The sequence below is a fragment of the Streptosporangium roseum DSM 43021 genome (assembly GCF_000024865.1).
In the GTDB taxonomy this organism is placed as follows: Bacteria; Actinomycetota; Actinomycetes; order Streptosporangiales; family Streptosporangiaceae; genus Streptosporangium; species Streptosporangium roseum.
Genome location: NC_013595.1, coordinates 532,193 through 550,479 on the forward strand (window position 1 = coordinate 532,193; position 18,287 = coordinate 550,479).

Annotated in this window: 18 protein-coding genes and 1 pseudogene; 11 read left to right on the forward strand and 8 right to left on the reverse strand. The window is 70.2% G+C overall.

Annotated elements, in window-relative coordinates; translation table 11 throughout:
* Positions 1-166: 166 nt before the first annotated feature.
* The 4 genes and pseudogenes from SROS_RS02475 to dnaK form a co-directional block, all read right to left on the reverse strand.
* Positions 167-419: pseudogene (locus tag SROS_RS02475) on the reverse strand (heat shock protein transcriptional repressor HspR); the annotation flags it as partial.
* Between the two features lie 2 nt (positions 420-421).
* Positions 422-1,612 carry a molecular chaperone DnaJ gene (gene dnaJ / locus SROS_RS02480; RefSeq protein WP_012887297.1) on the reverse strand — a complete coding sequence of 397 codons (1,191 nt, stop codon included), beginning with the start codon at positions 1,610-1,612 and terminating at the stop codon, positions 422-424.
* A 28-nt stretch (positions 1,613-1,640) separates the two neighbouring features.
* Positions 1,641-2,222 (reverse strand): nucleotide exchange factor GrpE, encoded by a 582-nt coding sequence (gene grpE, locus SROS_RS02485; protein ID WP_012887298.1) that lies wholly within the window; start codon positions 2,220-2,222, stop codon positions 1,641-1,643.
* 28 nt (positions 2,223-2,250) lie between these two features.
* Positions 2,251-4,122: a molecular chaperone DnaK gene (dnaK, locus tag SROS_RS02490; protein WP_012887299.1), complete on the reverse strand. Its 1,872-nt coding sequence runs from the start codon at positions 4,120-4,122 to the stop codon at positions 2,251-2,253.
* 205 nt (positions 4,123-4,327) lie between these two features.
* Here dnaK and SROS_RS02495 point away from each other — a divergent pair, with 205 nt between their 5' ends.
* Both SROS_RS02495 and SROS_RS02500 read left to right on the forward strand, forming a co-directional pair.
* Positions 4,328-4,906: an RNA polymerase sigma factor gene (locus SROS_RS02495; RefSeq protein ID WP_012887300.1), complete on the forward strand. Its 579-nt coding sequence runs from the start codon at positions 4,328-4,330 to the stop codon at positions 4,904-4,906.
* On the forward strand, positions 4,899-6,029 hold the full coding sequence (locus tag SROS_RS02500) for a CU044_5270 family protein (protein ID WP_012887301.1): 1,131 nt from the start codon (positions 4,899-4,901) through the stop codon (positions 6,027-6,029). The genes SROS_RS02495 and SROS_RS02500 overlap by 8 nt, the downstream gene beginning before the upstream one ends.
* Positions 6,030-6,079: 50 nt before the next feature.
* On the opposite strand, the gene SROS_RS02505 is transcribed toward SROS_RS02500, so the two are convergent.
* Positions 6,080-6,538: a hypothetical protein gene (locus tag SROS_RS02505; RefSeq protein WP_012887302.1), complete on the reverse strand. Its 459-nt coding sequence runs from the start codon at positions 6,536-6,538 to the stop codon at positions 6,080-6,082.
* Positions 6,539-6,801: 263 nt separating this feature from the next.
* Here SROS_RS02505 and proC point away from each other — a divergent pair, with 263 nt between their 5' ends.
* The 9 genes from proC (at position 6,802) to SROS_RS02550 (ending at position 15,370) form a co-directional block, all read left to right on the forward strand.
* A complete protein-coding gene (gene proC / locus SROS_RS02515; RefSeq protein ID WP_012887303.1) occupies positions 6,802-7,596 on the forward strand; it encodes a pyrroline-5-carboxylate reductase in 795 nt (264 codons plus the stop codon).
* 74 nt (positions 7,597-7,670) lie between these two features.
* Positions 7,671-8,909 carry an MFS transporter gene (locus SROS_RS02520; RefSeq protein ID WP_012887304.1) on the forward strand — a complete coding sequence of 413 codons (1,239 nt, stop codon included), beginning with the start codon at positions 7,671-7,673 and terminating at the stop codon, positions 8,907-8,909.
* A gap of 271 nt (positions 8,910-9,180) precedes the next feature.
* Entirely contained in the window at positions 9,181-10,344 is a 1,164-nt protein-coding gene (locus tag SROS_RS02525) for an acetoin utilization protein AcuC (protein ID WP_012887305.1), read from the forward strand.
* Between the two features lie 67 nt (positions 10,345-10,411).
* The gene (locus tag SROS_RS02530) at positions 10,412-11,227 is read left to right on the forward strand and encodes a phosphatase (protein ID WP_012887306.1); all 816 of its coding nucleotides are present in this window, start codon (positions 10,412-10,414) and stop codon (positions 11,225-11,227) included.
* 322 nt (positions 11,228-11,549) lie between these two features.
* Positions 11,550-11,753 (forward strand): helix-turn-helix domain-containing protein, encoded by a 204-nt coding sequence (locus SROS_RS02535; RefSeq protein ID WP_012887307.1) that lies wholly within the window; start codon positions 11,550-11,552, stop codon positions 11,751-11,753.
* Between the two features lie 286 nt (positions 11,754-12,039).
* Positions 12,040-12,138, forward strand: coding sequence for a 30S ribosomal protein bS22 (locus SROS_RS47110; protein ID WP_018654693.1), 99 nt, complete (start codon positions 12,040-12,042; stop codon positions 12,136-12,138).
* A 23-nt stretch (positions 12,139-12,161) separates the two neighbouring features.
* The gene (locus tag SROS_RS02540) at positions 12,162-13,187 is read left to right on the forward strand and encodes an NAD-dependent epimerase/dehydratase family protein (protein WP_012887309.1); all 1,026 of its coding nucleotides are present in this window, start codon (positions 12,162-12,164) and stop codon (positions 13,185-13,187) included.
* Positions 13,188-13,192: 5 nt separating this feature from the next.
* The gene (locus SROS_RS02545; protein ID WP_012887310.1) at positions 13,193-14,188 is read left to right on the forward strand and encodes a lysophospholipid acyltransferase family protein; all 996 of its coding nucleotides are present in this window, start codon (positions 13,193-13,195) and stop codon (positions 14,186-14,188) included.
* A 147-nt stretch (positions 14,189-14,335) separates the two neighbouring features.
* Positions 14,336-15,370, forward strand: a complete 1,035-nt coding sequence (locus SROS_RS02550) for an alpha/beta fold hydrolase (RefSeq protein ID WP_012887311.1) — start codon at positions 14,336-14,338, stop codon at positions 15,368-15,370.
* Positions 15,371-15,515: 145 nt separating this feature from the next.
* Here the strand turns inward: SROS_RS02550 and SROS_RS02555 are convergent, their stop codons facing one another.
* From SROS_RS02555 to SROS_RS02565, 3 genes are all read right to left on the reverse strand, one after another.
* Positions 15,516-16,385: an HAD family hydrolase gene (locus SROS_RS02555; protein WP_012887312.1), complete on the reverse strand. Its 870-nt coding sequence runs from the start codon at positions 16,383-16,385 to the stop codon at positions 15,516-15,518.
* A gap of 151 nt (positions 16,386-16,536) precedes the next feature.
* Positions 16,537-17,208, reverse strand: coding sequence for a DUF5667 domain-containing protein (locus SROS_RS02560; RefSeq protein WP_012887313.1), 672 nt, complete (start codon positions 17,206-17,208; stop codon positions 16,537-16,539).
* A 107-nt stretch (positions 17,209-17,315) separates the two neighbouring features.
* Positions 17,316-17,912, reverse strand: a complete 597-nt coding sequence (locus SROS_RS02565; protein WP_245564547.1) for a sigma-70 family RNA polymerase sigma factor — start codon at positions 17,910-17,912, stop codon at positions 17,316-17,318.
* Positions 17,913-18,287: the final 375 nt, after the last annotated feature.

The window sequence follows — 18,287 nt, forward strand, 5'->3', positions numbered from 1 at the left end:
CGGCCACCGGTGCGCTCTCGCCTGTCGATTGCGACGTCGCGCGTCGCGGCTCGCCCCCGGCCTCGGTGGAGTCAGGCGGGTGGCAGTTGGTACTGGATCAGCGCGCGGATCATCGTCATCTCCGCGCGCAGGCGGTGGTTCTCATCGCGCAGGCGCAGGGCCTCGTTCTCCAGCGCCAGGATGCGCTTGATGCCGGCGAGGTTGATGCCCTCCTCCTGGGAGAGCCGCTGGACCTCGCGGAGCATCACGATGTCGCGGGTGGAGTAGAGGCGCCCGCGCCCCGACGTGCGGCCCGGACTGACCAGGCCGATGCGGTCGTACTGCCGGAGGGTCTGCGGGTGCAGACCCGAGAGCTGGGCGGCCACCGAGATCACGTAGACGGGGGTGTCGTCCGACAGATCGAAGTAGTTGGCTTCCATGGCTACTCGCTTCTGGCCTGTTGGATGAGGTCGGCCCTCGGGTCACCGCCCGCCGTGGCGTCACGGAACTCCTCCAGCGCGTTGCGCGCCTTGTCCTCGAGCTGCTGGGGCACCAGCACCTCGACCGTGGCGAGCAGGTCGCCCTTGGTGCCGTCCTTGCGGGGCACGCCCCTGCCGCGCACCCGGAAGGTGCGGCCGTTCGGGGTCCCCTCGGGGATGCGCAGCGTGACCGGCAGCCCCTTGAGGATCGGCACCTTGATCTCGGCGCCGAGCGCGGCCTCGGTGAAGGTGACCGGCACGGTGATCGTCAGGTTCTCGCCGGTCCTGCCGAAGACCGGGTGCGACTTGACGTGGATCTGGACGTACAGGTCACCGGCCGGACCGCCGTTCTCGCCGGGCGCGCCCTTGCCCTTGAGCTTGATGCGCTGGCCGTCGCCCACCCCGGCCGGGATGCGTGCCTGGATCGTGCGGGTGCTCTTGCCCCGCCCGCTCCCCTCGCACACCGGGCACGGGTTGTCCACCAGCAGGCCGCGGCCCTTGCAGTCGCGGCACGGCTCGGAGAAGGCGAAGTTGCCCAGGTTGCGGCTGGCCGCGCCGGTGCCCTCGCAGGTCGGGCAGACCCGCGGGGTGGTCCCGGCCTTGGCGCCGGTGCCGGAGCACGCCGTACAGGCCGAGGAGCTGGTGAGGCGGAGCGAGACGGTGGCGCCGTCCACGGCCTCGCCGAACGAGAGCGTGACCTCCGACTCGATGTCCTGGCCGCGCCGGGCCCTGGTGGTGGTCGTCCCGCCGGCGCGGGTCGTGCCGCCCCGGTTGAATATGCCGCCGAAGAGGTCGCCGATGCGCTCGCCGGCGCCGCCCTGCGGCTGGTTGGTGCCGCCGAACAGGTCACCCAGGTCGAAGGGGAACCCGCCCCCACGGGAAGCCCCCCCGCCTCCCGCGTAACCGCCGAGCCCCGATCCGAACAGCGTCCGCGCCTCGTCGTACTCCTTGCGGCGCTTGGTGTCGGACAGGACGTCGTAGGCCTCGGAGACCTCCTTGAACTTGGCCTCGGTCTCCGTGCTGCCCTGGTTGGCGTCCGGGTGGTACTGCCTGGCCAGCTTCCGGTACGCCTTCTTGATCTCTTCGGCGGTGGCGGTCTTGGGCACACCAAGGACGGCGTAGTAGTCCTTCTCCAGGTAGTCCTTGGTGCTCATCGTCCGTTCCTTCTTAGATATGGGGGTATCAGTTGTCGTTTGACGCGGGCTCTTCGGGCTCGGCGACCGCGACCCGCGCCGGGCGGAGCACCCGCTCGCCGATCCGGTAACCGGACTGAAGGATCTCCACGCAGGTCGGCTCGGCGACGTCGGGGGAGTAGCTGTGCATGAGCGCTTCGTGCACCGTCGGGTCGAAAGGCTCGCCCTTGGTGCCGAAGGCGCTCAGTCCCAGCTTCCCGGTGGCCGTCTCCAGCGACTCGCTCACCTTGGCGAAGCCGCCGGTGAGCTCTCCGTGGTCACGGGCCCGGCCGATGTCGTCGAGAACCGGCAGCAGCTCGGCCAGCACGCCGGCCACCGCCTGCTCCTTGACCACGGTCCGGTCCCGCTCGACCCGCTTGCGGTAGTTGGAGTATTCCGCCTGGAGACGCTGCAGGTCCGCGGTGCGCTCGGCGAGCTGGGTGGCCAGCTCGATCGAGGCCAGGTCGGCGGCCGGGGCAGGCTGGTCGGCCTGCTCCTTGACCGTCTCGCGCACCTCGCCCGTCTCCGGATCGATCTTGCGGTTGTCGCGGATCACCGGCTCCTCCCCGGAACCGTTCTCACGCGTGTTCACGCTTGCGCTCCCCTCGGCTCTCCCGCCGTCACTTCTTGCCGTCTTCGCGCTTCGGCTCGTCGTCCACGATCTCAGCGTCGACCACGTTGTCATCGGACTCCTGGCCGGCCGTGTTCTCCGCGCCGGGGGCGCCGGCCGGGGCCTCGGACCCCTGCGACTGGGCGTAGATCGCCGAACCCATCTTCTGGCTGACGGTGGCGAGCTTCTCCGCCGCGGTGCGGATCTCGGCCGAGTCGGTGCCCTCAAGCGTCTTCTTGAGCTCGGCGAGCGCCTCGTTGACCTCGTTCTTGATGTCGTCCGGGACCTTCTCGGCGTTCTCGCCGAGGAACTTCTCGGTCTGGTAGACGAGCGAGTCGGCGTTGTTGCGCGTCTCGGCGTCCTCGCGGCGCTTCTTGTCCTCTTCGGCGTAGGACTCGGCCTCGCGCATCATGCGCTCGATGTCGTCCTTCGGCAGCGCGGAGCCGCCGGTGATGGTCATCGTCTGCTCCTTGCCGGTGCCGAGGTCCTTGGCGGAGACGTTGACGATGCCGTTGGCGTCGATGTCGAAGGTGACCTCGATCTGCGGGATGCCGCGCGGCGCCGGGGCGATGCCGGTCAGCTCGAAGGTGGCCAGCTTCTTGTTGTAGGCCGCGATCTCGCGCTCGCCTTGGTAGACCTGGATCTGCACCGACGGCTGGTTGTCCTCGGCCGTGGTGAAGACCTCGGAGCGCTTGGTCGGGATCGTGGTGTTGCGCTCAATGATCTTGGTGAAGATGCCGCCCTTGGTCTCGATGCCCAGCGACAGCGGGGTCACGTCGAGCAGCAGGACGTCCTTGACCTCGCCCTTGAGCACGCCGGCCTGGAGGGCGGCGCCGATGGCCACGACCTCGTCCGGGTTGACGCCCTTGTTGGGCTCCTGGCCGCCGGTCAGCTCCTTGACGAGCTCGGCGACCGCGGGCATGCGGGTCGAACCGCCGACGAGCACCACGTGGGCGATGTCGGAAATCTTGATCCCGGCGTCCTTGACGACCTGGTTGAACGGGCCCTTGCACCGCTCGAGCAGGTCGGCGGTGATCCGCTGGAACTCGGCGCGGGTGAGCTTCTCCTCCAGGTGGAGGGGGCCCTCGGCCGAGGCGGTGATGTAGGGCAGGTTGACGGAGGTCTCCGACTGGCTGGAGAGCTCGATCTTGGCCTTCTCCGCCGCCTCGCGCAGGCGCTGGAGGGCCATCTTGTCCTTGGTCAGGTCGACGCCGTGGGCGTTCTTGAACCGGGTCGCGAGCTCGTCGACGACGCGCTGGTCCCAGTCGTCACCACCGAGGTGGTTGTCGCCGCTGGTGGCCTTGACCTCGACGAAGCCGTGGCCGTCCTCCTGGCCGACGTCGAGCAGGGACACGTCGAACGTGCCGCCGCCGAGGTCGAAGACGAGGATGGTCTCGTCCTTCTCCTTGTCGAGGCCGTAGGCGAGCGCCGCCGCGGTGGGCTCGTTGATGATGCGCAGGACGTTGAGGCCGGCGATGGTGCCGGCTTCCTGCGTCGCCTGCCGCTGGGCGTCGTTGAAGTAGGCCGGGACGGTGATCACCGCGTCGGTGATCTTCTCGCCCAGGTAGGCCTCGGCGTCCTGCTTGAGCTTCTGCAGGACGAAGGCGCTGATCTGCTGCGGGGAGAACTTCTTGCCGTCGATCTCGACGGACCAGTTGGTGCCCATCTCGCGCTTGACCGAGCGGATCGTGCGGTCCACGTTGGTGACGGCCTGCCGCTTGGCGACCTCACCGACGAGGACCTCGCCGTTCTTGGCGAAGGCGACCACGGACGGCGTGGTCCGCGAGCCCTGCGCGTTGGCGATGACGGTGGGCTCACCGCCCTCGAGGATCGAGACGACGGAGTTGGTCGTCCCCAGGTCGATACCTACCGCACGTGCCATGAGTACGTCCTTGTAGTCAAAGTTGAGTCGGTCGGACTCATACTGGAACCTCGTGTGACGTTTGTCAAACGACTTGAGCCTATGTCGCTCAACCCTGTGGGGCGTGAAAGCATTCCCGGTTTCCGGGAAACAGGAGGCGTTCCCTGTCTCCCAACGAAAGAGCACGCATGATCGCTCCCTCTGATCCCGGTCCGGGAGCCGAGACATGATCGGCTCCCCCGATCTCGGGCTCGGGCCCGGGACCGGCGAGTGGTCGCCGCGCGACGACTTCGACCGGGTCTTCGACGCCCACTTCGCCGAGATCCACCGCTACGTCGCCCGCCGTCTCGACACCGACGCCGCCGACGACCTCGCCGCCGAGACCTTCCTCGTCGCCTTCCGCGAACGCGAACGCTTCGACGCCGCGCGGGGCGGCGTCCGTCCCTGGCTGTACGGCATAGCCACCAACCTGCTGGCCAGACACCGGCGGAGCGAGGTGCGCCGCTGGAAGGCGCTCAGCCGTACCGAGGCGACGGGTCAGGTGGACAGCCACGAGAACGCCGTGGCCGCCAGGGTCGCCGCCGGGCAGGTGACCGGCCGGCTCGCGGGGGCGCTGGCCGGTCTGGCCAAGCGCGACCGCGACGTGGTCCTGCTGATCGCGCTCGGCGGGCTCGCCCACGCCGAGGTGGCGGCCGCGCTCGGCATCCCCTACGGGACCGTGGCGTCCCGGCTCAACCGCGCCCGCAAGCAGCTCCGCAAGGCACTGGGCGACGTCAACCCGCTGAAAGAGGCCGGCGATGGATGAGATCACCCTGCTGGGGGCCGCCCTGCCGGACGCCCCGCCACCCACACCCGAGGCCGTCGCCCGCGCCCGCGCCCGCCTGACCGCCCACGGGGTACGGCGCCGCCGTCACCCCACCTGGACACTGATCATTGGAGCCTCCATGGCCACCGCCGCCGTCATCACCGCAGTCGCGCTGGCCGCGACCCTCCTGGCCCCGGCGCCGCCCTCGGTGCTGGAGACACCGAAGACCGGTGAGCACCTGCTCCGGGAACTCGCGGACAGGGTGGAGAAGCTCTCACCCGGGACCGGCGCCTACTGGCGCGTCCAGGGGACTCGCGTCAACCGGTATGCGGTCGGCACCGGACCCACGCGCTACTGGATCGCGTCCAGAGGGGAGGTGCGCCAGTGGACACCGCGGAAGCCGGGAGCCTTGTACGTCCAGGAGACCGAGTTGTCCGGCATCCGGCCGGACACACCGCGGGACGAGAAGATCTGGCGGAAGCAGGGCTCGCCCGACCGCTGGCGCCTGCCCAAGTGCGAGAGCTCCTCCCCTCCCTGCGCTCCGACCGCCCTCGCCGACAAGCGGTCGCGACGCGAGTACCGGATCATGGGAGACGTCCCCGACCCCGGCCTGGGAGGTCTCACCATCGCCGAGTTGGACGCCCTCCCGACCGATCCGGCGCGGCTGCGGGAGCGCCTTGAGGGCTACCGCAAGGCCGAGCAGAAGCGGGGCCTCAAACGGTCCTGGGAGGAGTTCCTCAAGGCGGCCGTGCGCGATATGACGGTCACGCCGGTCAGTCCCGGACTCCGGGCGGCGCTGCTGCGCCTGTACGTGGAACAGCCCGGGGCCGAGGTGGCGCGGGAGGACAGCGATCCGCTGGGCCGTCCCGCCATCGCCATCGACCTCGAGACCAAGGGCTACTTCCAGCTGGGCACCCGTATGGTGCCGATCACGAAAGAGATCCTCCTCGACCCTCGGACCGGTGAGGGCATGGCCGAGAGGTCTGTCACGACGGACGCCGAAGGCGGGTTCCCGAAGGGCACCGTGGCCCACTACGTGGTCGTCGAGAAGATGGGCTGGACCGATGAGCGGCCCAAGCTTCCCTCGGGCTGCCGGCTGAAGGCCGGCGTCACCTGCCGCTGACCCCTCCGGTACGGCTCCCCCCGCGCGGCGGGAGCCGTACCGGGCACAGGTCAGGGCTTGGCGCCGTCGACGACCTTGCGGTTGCCGAGTGGGGCCTTGAGCTTGACGGTCGTCACCTTCTGGATGGCGATGGCGATGCAGGCCATGTTCTTGGCCTTGGCGCTGGGGCCCTCCCAGAGGGTGACGGTCACCCGCTTGGAGGTCTCCCGCACGGTGACCCGGTCGAGGACGGTGCAGGGCTCCACCCCGGACCACCAGGTGACCCGCAGGCTCCGCCCGTCCTTGGACGGCTTGGCCGTCAGCCACCGCACCTTGCGGGGGTTGTCGGTGTGGCCCTGGGGCTTGGTCGGCTTGGGGCCCTGGGTGGGCTCCTCCCGGGGGGCCACCGTGTGGCTCACCGGCCGGGAGGGACTGTCGGCGGTCGCGGTGCCGGTGGTCACGGTGCTGTGCCCGGCGCCGCAGCCCGCGGTCAGCAGCAGGCTTCCGGCCAGAATGGAACTCGCGATCATACGCATACCCCTGCAACGGATCGGAGCACGGAGCGGTTCAGGCCATTCTGACATCGCGCTGCATGACCTCGGTCATGACCCGGGCGCGATCCGGTCCGACCAGGCCTCCCGCCAGGTCCGGGGCGCGCGGCTGGTGCCGGACGGCCGAGGTGCCGGTCGTCTCCGAATGTGTCGTACACAGCCACCATGGACGGCTCCCGGGGTTCGCGCGGGCGGATCCCATAGGCTGGTCAACCACTTCTCCTCAGGCAAGGTGCGCAGACATGATCGCGATTCTGGGAACCGGCAAGATGGGCGAGGCCCTGCTCTCGGGGCTGCTCCGGGCCGGGTTCAAGCCGGGCGACGTGCTGGTGACCGCGCGGCGCGCCGAGCGGGCCGAGGCCCTCAGGGAGCGGTACGGCGTGCAGGTGGTGTCCAACGCCGAGGCGGCCAAGAGCGCCGACACGATCATCCTCGCGGTCAAGCCGCAGGACATGGCGTCCCTGCTGACCGAGATCGCGACGCACGTCCCGGCCGACCGCCTGGTGATCTCCGCCGCGGCGGGCATCACGACCTCGTTCGTGGAGTCGCGGCTCGGTGCGGACATCCCGGTGGTCCGCGTCATGTCCAACACGCCGGTCCTGGTGGACGAGGCGATGAGCGTGATCTCGGCGGGCGCCCACGCCTCGGAGGAGCACCTCAGGCGCACCGAGGACCTGCTCAGGCCGGTCGGCAAGGTGCTGCGCATCCCCGAGACGCAGCAGGACGCCGCCACCGCCCTGTCCGGCAGCGGGCCCGCCTACTTCTTCTACCTCGTCGAGGCCATGGTCGACGCGGGCATCCTGCTCGGCATGCCCCGGGCCGCCGCCCTCGACATGGTCACCCAGTCGATCGTCGGCGCGGCCATCATGCTGCGCGACTCCGGGGAGCATCCGGTGATCCTCCGCGAGGCGGTCACCTCTCCGGGCGGCACCACCATCGCAGCCATCGCCGAGCTGGAGCGGCACAGCGTCCGCGCCGCCTTCCTGGCCGCCATCGAGGCCGCCCGGGACCGCAGCCGCCAGCTCGCCGGGGGCTGACCGTCCCCCTCTATTAGGAAACTTTCCTGCATAAGGCATCATTTCCACAGAACTTCGGTGGGAATGAGGCAATCGTGGCGCAGGCCGTACAAGCTGGTGATCAGCGGGGACAGGCGGGGCCCGCAGTCTGGTCGCGGAGTTTCGGGCTGTTCTTCACCGCGCGGTCCGTCTCCATGCTCGGTGCCGCGATGGTCCCGTTCGCGACGGCGGTCGGCGTGGGCGGGCTCGGCTACGGCGCGACCGGGGTCGGGCTGGCGCTGGCCGCGTGGATGGGCCCCTTCGCGGTGCTCATCCTGTTCGGCGGGGTGTTCGCCGACCGGTTCACGCCGCGGCGCATGATGATCGGCGCCGACACGGTCCGGGTGGTGACCCAGGGGGCCGGCGCGGCGCTGTTCGTCTTCGACCGGCCGCAGCTCTGGCAGATCCTGGTCATCTCCGCGGTCAACGGCGTGGCCGCCGCGATGTACCAGCCCGGCGTCTCCAGCACGGTCCCGCGCGTGGCCGCCGACGTGCAGAGGGCCAACGCGACCCTGCGCGTCTCCGAGTCGATCATGCTGCTGGCCGGGCCCGGCGTCGCGGGCGCCATCGTCGGCTTCGCCGGGGTGGGGGTCGTCTTCGCGATCGACGCGGTCGGGTTCGCGATCAGCGCGGCCTGCCTGCTCCTGCTGCGCCTGCCGGTGGTCGCGGCGCCCGCCGCCGAGGCCTCGATGTGGCGCAACCTGCGCGGCGGCTGGCAGGAGTTCCGGTCCAGGACCTGGATGTGGTCGGTGATCCTGATCTGGGCGGTCTTCGGCGTCACCCTGTTCGGCCCGATGATCCCGCTGGGCTCGGTGCTCATCACCGGACGGCTCGACGAGGCCGCCTACGGCCTGGTCATGTCCGCCTCCGGCGCCGGCACCATCGTCGGGGGCCTGGTCGCGATGCGGGTCCGCCCGGTCCGGCCGCTGATGGCCGGGGCGATCGGCCTGTTCGGCTTCGGGCTGGAGCCGCTGTCCATCGCCACCGAGGCGCCGCTGGCGATCATGATGGCCGCGCACGTGGTGGGCGGCGCGGGCTGGGCGTTCTGGTCGGTCATGTGGGCCACGAGCGTGCAGACCCAGGTGCCGCCGGAGGCGCTCAACCGGGTCACCGCCTACGAGGTCGCCGGATCGACCCTGTTCGTCCCGCTCGGCCAGGTGCTCGCCGGCCCGGTGGCCGGGGTGGTCGGGGCGCGGGAGCTGCTCGCCGTCTCCTCGGTCGTGGCGGTCGCCGGCTGCGTCGCCCTGCTGCTGGTGCCCGCGATCCGGGGGCTGCGCCGGGTGGCCCCGGCCTGACCCGCCCGGCCCGCCTGGGGGACCGGCCCGCCTGAGGGACCGCCGGACGGCGCGGGGGCGGCCAAGCCCATGATCAGACGGTACGGCATGCCGTACCGTCATAAAGGGGGTGCGGTTAATCGAAATAAGTCTGGATATTTCGCTTAGATGAAAACCGCCTTCTCCTCCGCGACGGCTGTGTAAACCCGCGTGCGTATCCGTGCGGTAGCGTCGGCCGGGGTGGGAGATCGTCCAGCGAGCGCGCCGCGACGCGATCAGACAGGGAGGGCGCATGAGCCGGTCCGTTCGGGTGGTCTGGGACGACGCGCTCATCGCGTACGACTTCGGCCCCGGGCACCCGCTCGCGCCCGTGCGGGTCGAGCTGACCATGGCGCTGGCCAGGGAGCTCGGCGTGCTGGACGCGGTCGAGGTGACCGGCTGCGCGCCCGCCACCGACGACGAGCTGGCGCTGGTCCACAAGCGCGACTACATCGAGGCCGTCAAGAGGGTCTCCGCGACCGGGCGGCCCGATCTGGCCCACGGGCTCGGCACCGACGACAACCCCGCCTTCGCCGGGGTGCACGAGGCCTCCGCGCTGATCACCGGTGCGAGCCTGGCCGCGGCCCGCGCGGTCTGGACGGGTGAGGCCGAGCACGCGGTGAACGTCGCGGGAGGCCTGCACCACGCCATGGCCGCCGCCGCGAGCGGGTTCTGCGTCTACAACGACCCCGCGGTGGCGATCGGCTGGCTGCTGGCGCAGGGCGCCTCCCGGATCGCCTACGTGGATGTGGACGTCCACCACGGGGACGGCGTCCAGGCGCTGTTCTACGACGACCCCAGGGTCCTCACCATCAGCCTGCACGAGAGCCCCCGCACGCTCTTCCCGGGCACGGGCTTCCCCGAGGAGCGCGGCGCGGAGGGCACCGCGGTCAACGTGGCGCTGCCCGCCGGATGCGGCGACAGCGGCTGGCTGAGGGCCTTCCACGCGGTGGTGCCGCCGCTGCTGCGGGAGTTCGCCCCCGAGATCCTGGTCACCCAGCACGGCTGTGACAGCCACGCGCTCGACCCGCTGGCCCACCTGATGCTCAGCCTGGACGGTCAGCGCGCCGCCTACGCCGCGCTCCACGAGCTGGCCCACGAGACCGCGGGCGGCCGCTGGGTGGTGACCGGCGGCGGGGGATACGAGCTGGTGCAGGTGGTGCCCCGGGCGTGGACCCATCTGATCGCCGAGGTCTCCGGGCACCCGCTCGCCCCGGCCACCGCCACCCCGGAGGCGTGGCGCCGGCTGGTCAGGGAGCGGACCAGGCAGACGCCGCCGCTGTCGCTGACCGATGGCAGAGATCCGGAATTTAGTGATTTCTCCGCTGGTTATGATCCAGCAGACCCGATTGACCGGGCCATCATGGCGACCAGGAAGGCCGTGTTCCCCTTCCACGGGCTGGACCCCCTCCCGTGACGGCGGGCACCGGCGGCCCGGTGCGGGAGACGGGAACGAACGGATGAGTGACGGAGGAGGTCACAGGTTGACAGCGTCCGAGCTGCGACGCCCGGCGTCGCCGCCGACCCGGGACGACCTTCGTGAGCATCTGGTCCGCACCCGGATCGCCGGTGACGTGGCGACCAGCCGGGAGAACAACCTGGACCACTACAGGTCGCTGTCCAACCGGGATCCGCACCACATGTTCGGGCTGACCCTGGAGGGCCACTGGGCCTACCGCGACGTGCTGGCCCTGATGGCCAAGTCCGCCGGGGTCGTGGCCGACCCGGAGCACCGCGAGGGCCAGGACGTCATCGACCCGGACCGCACGATCGACGCGGTCGAGGCGATGGGCGACACGATCGCCGGCGTGCTCCGGACCGGCGGCCCCCGGATCCTCTTCGCCACCGGCCACCCCACCGGCCTGCTCACCATCCACATGGCCCTGGCCCGGCTGGTGCGGGAGCACGGCGCGATCCTGATGGGCCCGGCCGAGGGCTGGTCCTACTGGAGTGCCGGGTTCGGCCGCAAGCGCCAGATCCGTTACATGGACGACGTCGCGATGCTGGCCGACCGGGGCACCTTCGTGCACACCCACGACCCGGCCCCGATGCGGGCCATGATCGACGAGCTCGGCGACGACCGCCCCGATCTGGTGATCGCCGATCACGGCTGGGCCGGCGCGGCCGGCGAGGCGGGGATTCTCACGGTCGGGTTCGCCGACAGCAACGACCCCGCGCTCTTCGTCGGAGAGGCCGAGGGCAAGATCGCGGTGACCGTCCCGCTTGATGACAACGTGCTACCCAGATATTACGATCCGCTGACGCGCCATCTGGTCGAAAGGGTCGTGCGGGCCCTCTGAGACGGGGGTTGCGCAAATCGGGCCATCCCTATACGGGCTTTTCGCGCCTGCATTCCGTGGTGCTCGCCGACCGTTTGCCAACTTTTTGAGGATTGTGGGCGACTCTAATAAGAGACAGTTGGTCCGTTCCAAGATCAAGGCAAAGGGTGCGGTCCGGCTGCTGGCCAGCGAGTTTCTCCATTTCGCTGACATGGGGCTGCGGAGGCTGAGAAAGTAGGGGGTTTGCGCACTCGGAGTCCCGACTTACGCTGACGGCAGTACACGTGCGTGAGCAATGGCACCAGTGGGGATAACCCGGAAACACGTGCGGAAGAGGCGTCCGATGGGTGCAGGCGAAAGACCTCTCAGCGAGGTGAAGTTCCTGACGGTGGCTGAAGTGGCCACGGTCATGAGGGTGTCCAAGATGACTGTGTACCGACTCGTGCATTCGGGCGAGCTGCCGGCCATCAGGGTCGGTCGATCCTTCCGAGTGCCGGAGCAGGCGGTGCACGACTATCTCAGGGATGCCTACATCGAGGCGGGTTGAAGCGAGCGAGCCCCAGGTGGTGAGCGGAGCGACCGGTGAGGGACGGGCCGGCTGCGTGGCCGGCGCGGACCGGTGAGCGGCCGGCGGGTCCGAGTCCTGCCGGTCAAACCGGCACGTCGGGGACTCATGCTTCAGTGAGGTAGCGGCGTGGTCGTCACGTCGTGAGTTCCAGTACCCGGGATCCCCCCAGGGGGCGATCTACCGTGGATCGCCGGTAGTCTGTTGAGCCGGTGTGTTGTTCGCGCACCGGTTTGACAATCTCGGCTACCAGCTACCTGGGGGTCCCGTGGGCTCTGTGATCAAGAAGCGCCGTAAGCGCATGGCGAAGAAGAAGCACCGCAAGCTTCTCAAGAAGACCCGTATTCAGCGGCGTAACAAGAAGTAGTAACGCGGATCTGCGAGGCGCCGATGACCCACACCGTGCTTGTCACCGGGGTCTCGCGCCACATCGGCGCCCGAGTGGCGAGCGTTCTCGCGGCTGACCCGGACATCGACCGGGTCATCGGAGTAGACACGGTGCCGCCGCCCTCGCTCTCACGTGATGGCGGCGTCCCTCTCGGCCGGACGGAGTTCGTCCGCGTCGATCTGCGGAGCCCCGACATCGCCCAGGTGATCGCGGCCGCCGACATCGACACAGTGGTCCACATGAGCCTGGTGAGCGCTCCCCCGCGGAGCGGTGGCCGGATGCTCATGAAGGAGCACAACGTCATCGGCACCATGCAGTTGCTCGGTGCCTGTCAGCGGTCCGCGACGGTCCGCCGTGTCGTCGTGCGTTCCACCACCGCGGTGTACGGCTCGTCCCCGCACGACCCCGCCGTCTTCACCGAGGACGCGGAGCCGGGCGAGTCGCCCACCCATGGATACGCCAAGGACGCCTCGGAGGTCGAGGGCTACGTCCGTGGCTTCGCCAGGCGGCGCGGCGACGTGACCGTGTCGATGCTCAGATTCGCCAACTTCATGGGGCCCGGCGTCGATTCGCCGCTCACCCGTTACTTCACCCAGCCCGTCCTGCCGACCGTGTTCGGCTTCGACCCCCGGCTGCAGTTCGTCCACGAGGACGACGCGGTCGAGGTGCTCAGGCGGATGGCGATGGAGGACCACCCCGGCACGTTCAACGTGGCCGGGGACGGCGTGCTTCTGCTCTCGCAGTGCGCCCGCAGGGCGGGGCTGCTCTCGCTGCCCGTGCCCTCTCCCGCGTTCCGCCTCCTGGGCGACCTCGCCCGCGGCGCGGGACTGGTCGACTTCTCCCCCGAACAGCTCCGGCTGATGTGCCACGGCCGCGTGGTGGACACCGCCCGGCTGGCCGCCCGCCTCGGCTGGAAGCCCAAGTTCTCGACCTCCGCCGCCTTCGAGGACTTCGTCCGCGCCCGGGACCTGGCCGGCGGGCTCCCCGCCGCCATGATGGAACTGATCTCCCAGGCTGTGACGAGGTGACCGAGATGGCAGGTGAGTCCGCCGAGACGGACGACGCCCAGGTGATTCCCATCACCCGGGCCCGCTCCTCGCACGGGTCTCCGTCGTCCGAGGACGAGCCGCCGTCGTCCGAGGGGGAGCCGTCCGGGCGGGGGCCCGCGCCCGATGAGGACGGCGACCGCGACCGCGGCCTCGCCGAGCTGCTCGCCTTCCTGCGCCGTCGCGTCACGGGGGAGTACGAGGTCGACGAATTCGGCTTCGACCCCGAGCTCACCGACAAGGTGCTGCTGGAGCTGATCCGCCCGCTCTACCGGCACTGGTTCCGGGTCGAGACCGTCGGCATGCACAACGTGCCCGGCGACTCCGGCGCCCTCGTGGTCGCCAACCACTCGGGCACCCTCCCGCTGGACGGGCTCATGCTCCAGGTGGCGTTGCACGACGACCACCCCGAGCGCCGCGCCGTCCGTCTCCTCGGCGCCGACCTGGTCTACCAGCTCCCGCTGCTCGGTCATCTGTCCCGTAAGACCGGTCACACCCTGGCCTGCCGCGACGACGCCGACCGCCTGCTCCGCAAGGGTGAGCTCGTCGGCGTCTTCCCCGAGGGCTTCAAGGGGGTCGGCAAGCCGTTCTCCGAGCGCTACAAGCTGCAGCGCTTCGGCCGCGGGGGGTTCGTCGCCTCCGCCATCCGGGCCGGGGTCCCGATCGTCCCCTGCTCCATCGTGGGTGCGGAGGAGATCTATCCCAAGGTCGGCGACCTGCGTTTCCTGGCCAGGGCGCTGGGCCTGCCCTACCTGCCGATCACCCCGCTGTTCCCCTGGCTCGGCCCCCTCGGCCTGGTGCCGCTGCCGTCCAAGTGGATGATCGGTTTCGGCGAGCCCATCCGCACCGACCAGTTCGACCCCGCGGACGCGGACGACCCCATGCTGGTCTTCAACCTCACCGACCAGGTCCGCGAGGTCATCCAGCAGCAGCTGAACGAGCTCCGCCTCCAGCGCGGCCACGCCTTCCCCCCTTTCTTCTGACCCTTCCGGCCGCTCTTTCCGAAAGCGAGCGGACTCTCTCAGGGGTGAGCGGGCGCGCCGATTTTTATTAGGCATCGCGTCTAACAGTGGGTGCTTCCGGTAGGTATGGTGTGCTCAGCATCGAGCCTCCGAACGCGGGGAGTGGTCATGGGCGCACGCCGTACCGCCGGAAGGGCCCTTGTCGCCGGGCTCGCCCTGGGAGCGGCGCTGGGGATCGCCACGCGGCGGCGCGGGGCGCACGCGGAGACGGCGCTCGGCGGGCACCGGGGGAGGCCGGTCACCGTCGTCACCGACGACGGGGTACGGCTCGCGGTGGACGTGGAGGAGGCCGAGTCGCCCGAGTTCGCCGTGGTCCTCGCCCACGGCTGGGTGATGAACCGGCACTGCTGGCACTTCCAGCGGGAGGCGCTGGCCGGCAGGGCCACCCTGATCTTCTACGACCAGCGCGGGCACGGAGCCTCCTCGGCCGGGGCCCTCGACGCGTGCACGGTCGACCGGCTCGGCGACGACCTGGCCGCGGTGATCGAACAGGCCGTCCCCGAAGGGCTGCCGGTGGTGCTCGTCGGCCATTCGATGGGCGGTATGACGATCATGGCGTTCGCGGGACGGCACCCCGCCGCCTTCGCCTCACGCGTGGCCGGGGTGGCGCTGCTGAGCACCTCGTCCGGCCGGCTGGCCGACAGCACGTTCGGGCTCCCCGGGCCGATCGGCCGGCTCGCCCCGCGCGTCACCCCGGTCGTGTTCGACCGCATGCTGACCCGTGCCGCGGCCATCGACCGCAGCTCCGCCCTCAAGTCACGCACGAACCTGCCGGTGACCCGCTACATCGCCTTCGGCCCCCGCGCGCCGCGCGCGCACGTCCACTTCGTCAACGGCATGGCCGCGGCCACCCCGACCGAGGTGATGGTCGGCTTCTTCCGCGACTTCCTCGTCCACGACAAGCTGGCCGCGCTGGCCGCGCTCGGCTCGGTGGAGACGCTGGTCATGGTCGGCGACCGTGACCGGCTCACCCCGCCCGTCCACAGCCGGCGCATCGCCCGGAGCATCCCCGGCGCCGGACTGACCGTGCTCCCCGGTGCCGGTCACATGATCGGGCTCGAACGGCCGGAGGCCGTCAACCAGGCCCTGAGCGATCTGCTGGACCGGGTCGCCCGCCGTGTGGGCGGTCACCGGGAGCGGTAGCTGAGGGTCGCCCGGAGCTGCGGAGACGGTGTGGAGGGTCGTCCGGAGCCGTGCGGGACGGTCGCCCGCCGTACGGAGGGCAGCCCCGAGCGGTGGAGGGGTATCCGGGGCGGTGACGGCGGTCACCCGGAGCGGTGGAGGCGGCTCACTTGGAGCGGTAGAGGCGGCGCAGGGCGACCGCGGCCGCCACCCCGCCGGCGACGGCTCCGGCGCCCGCGGCGATGGGCAGAGCGATCATGGTGGCCTTACGGCCGGTGCGGAAGTCCTTGATGTCCCACTTGTTCTCGCGGGCGTGCTCGCGCAGCTCGCCGTCGGGGTTGATCGCGGTGGCGTGGCCGACCAGGGAGAGCAGCGGCAGGTCGTTGGCCGAATCGCTGTAGGCCGAGCAGCGGGACAGGTCGAGGCCCTCCCGGCGGGCCAGCGCCCGGACCGCCTCCGCCTTGGCGGGCCCGTGGAGCAGGTCGCCGACCAGGCGGCCGGTGTAGACGCCGTCCACGGTCTCGGAGACGGTGCCGAGGGCGCCGGTCAGCCCGAGCCGCTGGGCGATCACGCGGGCGAGCTCCACCGGGGTCGCGGTGACCAGCCAGACACGCTGACCGGCGTCCAGGTGGCTCTGCGCGAGGGCACGGGTGCCGGGCCAGATCCGGTCGGCCATGGCCTCGTCGAAGATCTCCTCGCCGAGACGGACGATCTCCTCCACCCTGCTGCCCGCCACGAACGCCAGCGCGGTCTCCCTGGCCTGGGCGATGTGCTCGGGGTTCTCGTCGCCGCGGACCCGGAACACCGCCTGGCCGAGCGCGAACTTGAGCAGGTCCTTGGTGGTGAACAGGCCACGGGAGGCCAGCCCCCGGGCGAAGTGGTAGATGGAGGCGCCGCGCATCATGGTGTTGTCGACGTCGAAGAAGGCGGCGGCGGTCGGGTCGGGATCGGCCATCGGCATCGCGACGGCCGCCGCGGCCGCCACCTCTCCGGCTATCTCCGGTCCGTCGTCCTGCCGTCGTCTCAGCCGTTTCATAGCCTCTCAGCTTAACCGGCACAGGCGGGTGAAAACGGTGTACATCGCGTTAGCAGAAGGGGATGTCACGGCGGCGGCGCGGAGTCCTGCCGGGTCGGGGCGAGAACGTCCGGACGGGGGCGGCGAGGACTTCCGGCCGGGCGGGACCCGGCTATTCGGGCGGGGCCAGGCCCTCGATGTAGTTGAGGTAGCCGTGTGCCCGGCGCCGTTCCTCCACGTCCATCCTGGGGAGCATCCCCTCGATCTGGTTGCGCTGCTTCTGGACGAACCGCTTGAGCTGGCCTGTGCTCTTCGCCTCACTTTTCGCGTCGCGGCGCCGTACCCGGGTGAGTGAGGTGATCGCGGAGCGGGTGGTGTCCTCCATGTCCTGGAGGGTCTCCTTGATCAGACGGTTCGGGCGCCGGCTGGAGCCGAGGAGTTCCTCGACCTCGTGGGCGCGGGTCTCCGCGTAGTCGAAGGAGCGGCCCGCCCGCTCGGCGTCGTCGGTGCTCAGGTGGAACAGCGTGCTCTCGGCGGCGCGCTTGAGCGGGTAGAGCGTGTCGCCCGGCATCGACCGGTAGGTCGCCAGCCCCGCCATGACCACCGTGGCCGCCAGGCTCAGGCTCAGGAACTGGACCAGCAGGCCCGGGCGCGGCCTCGGCCGGACCGGGGCGGCCCGTTCGGCGGGCGGGTCCTCCGGGCCGGATGTGTTCACGAGGCGCGTGCGGAGTTCGGAGCGGAACTCCGGACGGGGGCCGCCTCCCATCCGGGCGCCGAGCCTCGACACGCGGTTCTGGATGCGCGCCTGCGATCTCCGTGAGATTCCGGGCAGCCACTTACCCATGAACGCTCCCTGCCGCCCCCAGCTCATGATCCATCGGTGTCACTTGCCTAACGACGGCTCGGCGCGGCAGGTTACGCGATACGTCATCATCGGCATCCCGGACGAGCTCAGCTGAGGTCCGAGGGGAGTGCGCGGGCGAGTGCCCGGATCGCCCGGAACTGCAGCGCCTTGATCGCCCCGCTCTTCTTGCCCATGATGAGCGCGGTCTCCGCCAGGGACATGCCGTGCAGGAAGCGCAGCACCACGCACTCCTGCTGCTCGGGACCGAGGTCGCGGACGGCGCTGAGCACCCGATCGTTGATCATGGCGGTGACGACGGCGTTCTCCGGGATGTGCGGGCCGTCGAGCGGGATGTCGATCACCTCGGCCGTCGAAACCTCAAGGCGGTACCTGCCGGACTTGAAGTGATCGGTGATCAGGTTCCTGGCGATGGTCACGAGCCAGGCCCCGAAATCACGTCCCTGCCAGGTGAAGTCGGCGATTCGGCGAAGTGCGCGGAGGAAGGTCTCGCTCGTGAGATCCTCGGCCAGCGGGTGGGACCCGACCCGGAAGTAGATGTAGCGGTAAACGAGATCGAGATAGCGGTCGTAGAGCGTGCCAAACGCATCGGCGTCTCCGGTTTTGGCACGCAGAACGAGCCTCCGGAGATCCTCCGAGGCATCCTCGCGTACGGCGAGCTCGTTCCTGCGGACAGGCTGGGCCACCCCGGAGACTGTGGGGAGAGGCCCGGCGAATGGCCACGTGTCTGGCATCCGTTATCCCTGTGGGGGAGGGGGTGCGGCGTGCTCGCCCACTCTAGAAATCAACGGGAAATTCCACAATCCACTTCGTAACGTCGTGACTAGGGGTAATCGGCCGATACCGTATGGGGCCGGTTGTTTTGGGCCGGACCGGTGAGTCAACTACCAGTTCGGCTACCGGTTGGGGGGTAATGTCCGGCAGCATTGGAGACACCATGGAAGTCCTCGTCGCTGTCATCGCGTTTGCCGGTGCGTTGCTCGCAGCCATTGCCACTGTCGCCCTCATCGGTCGGCTCCGCGCCGAGCCCAAGGGGTGGTTGATCGCCTGGAGTATCACGA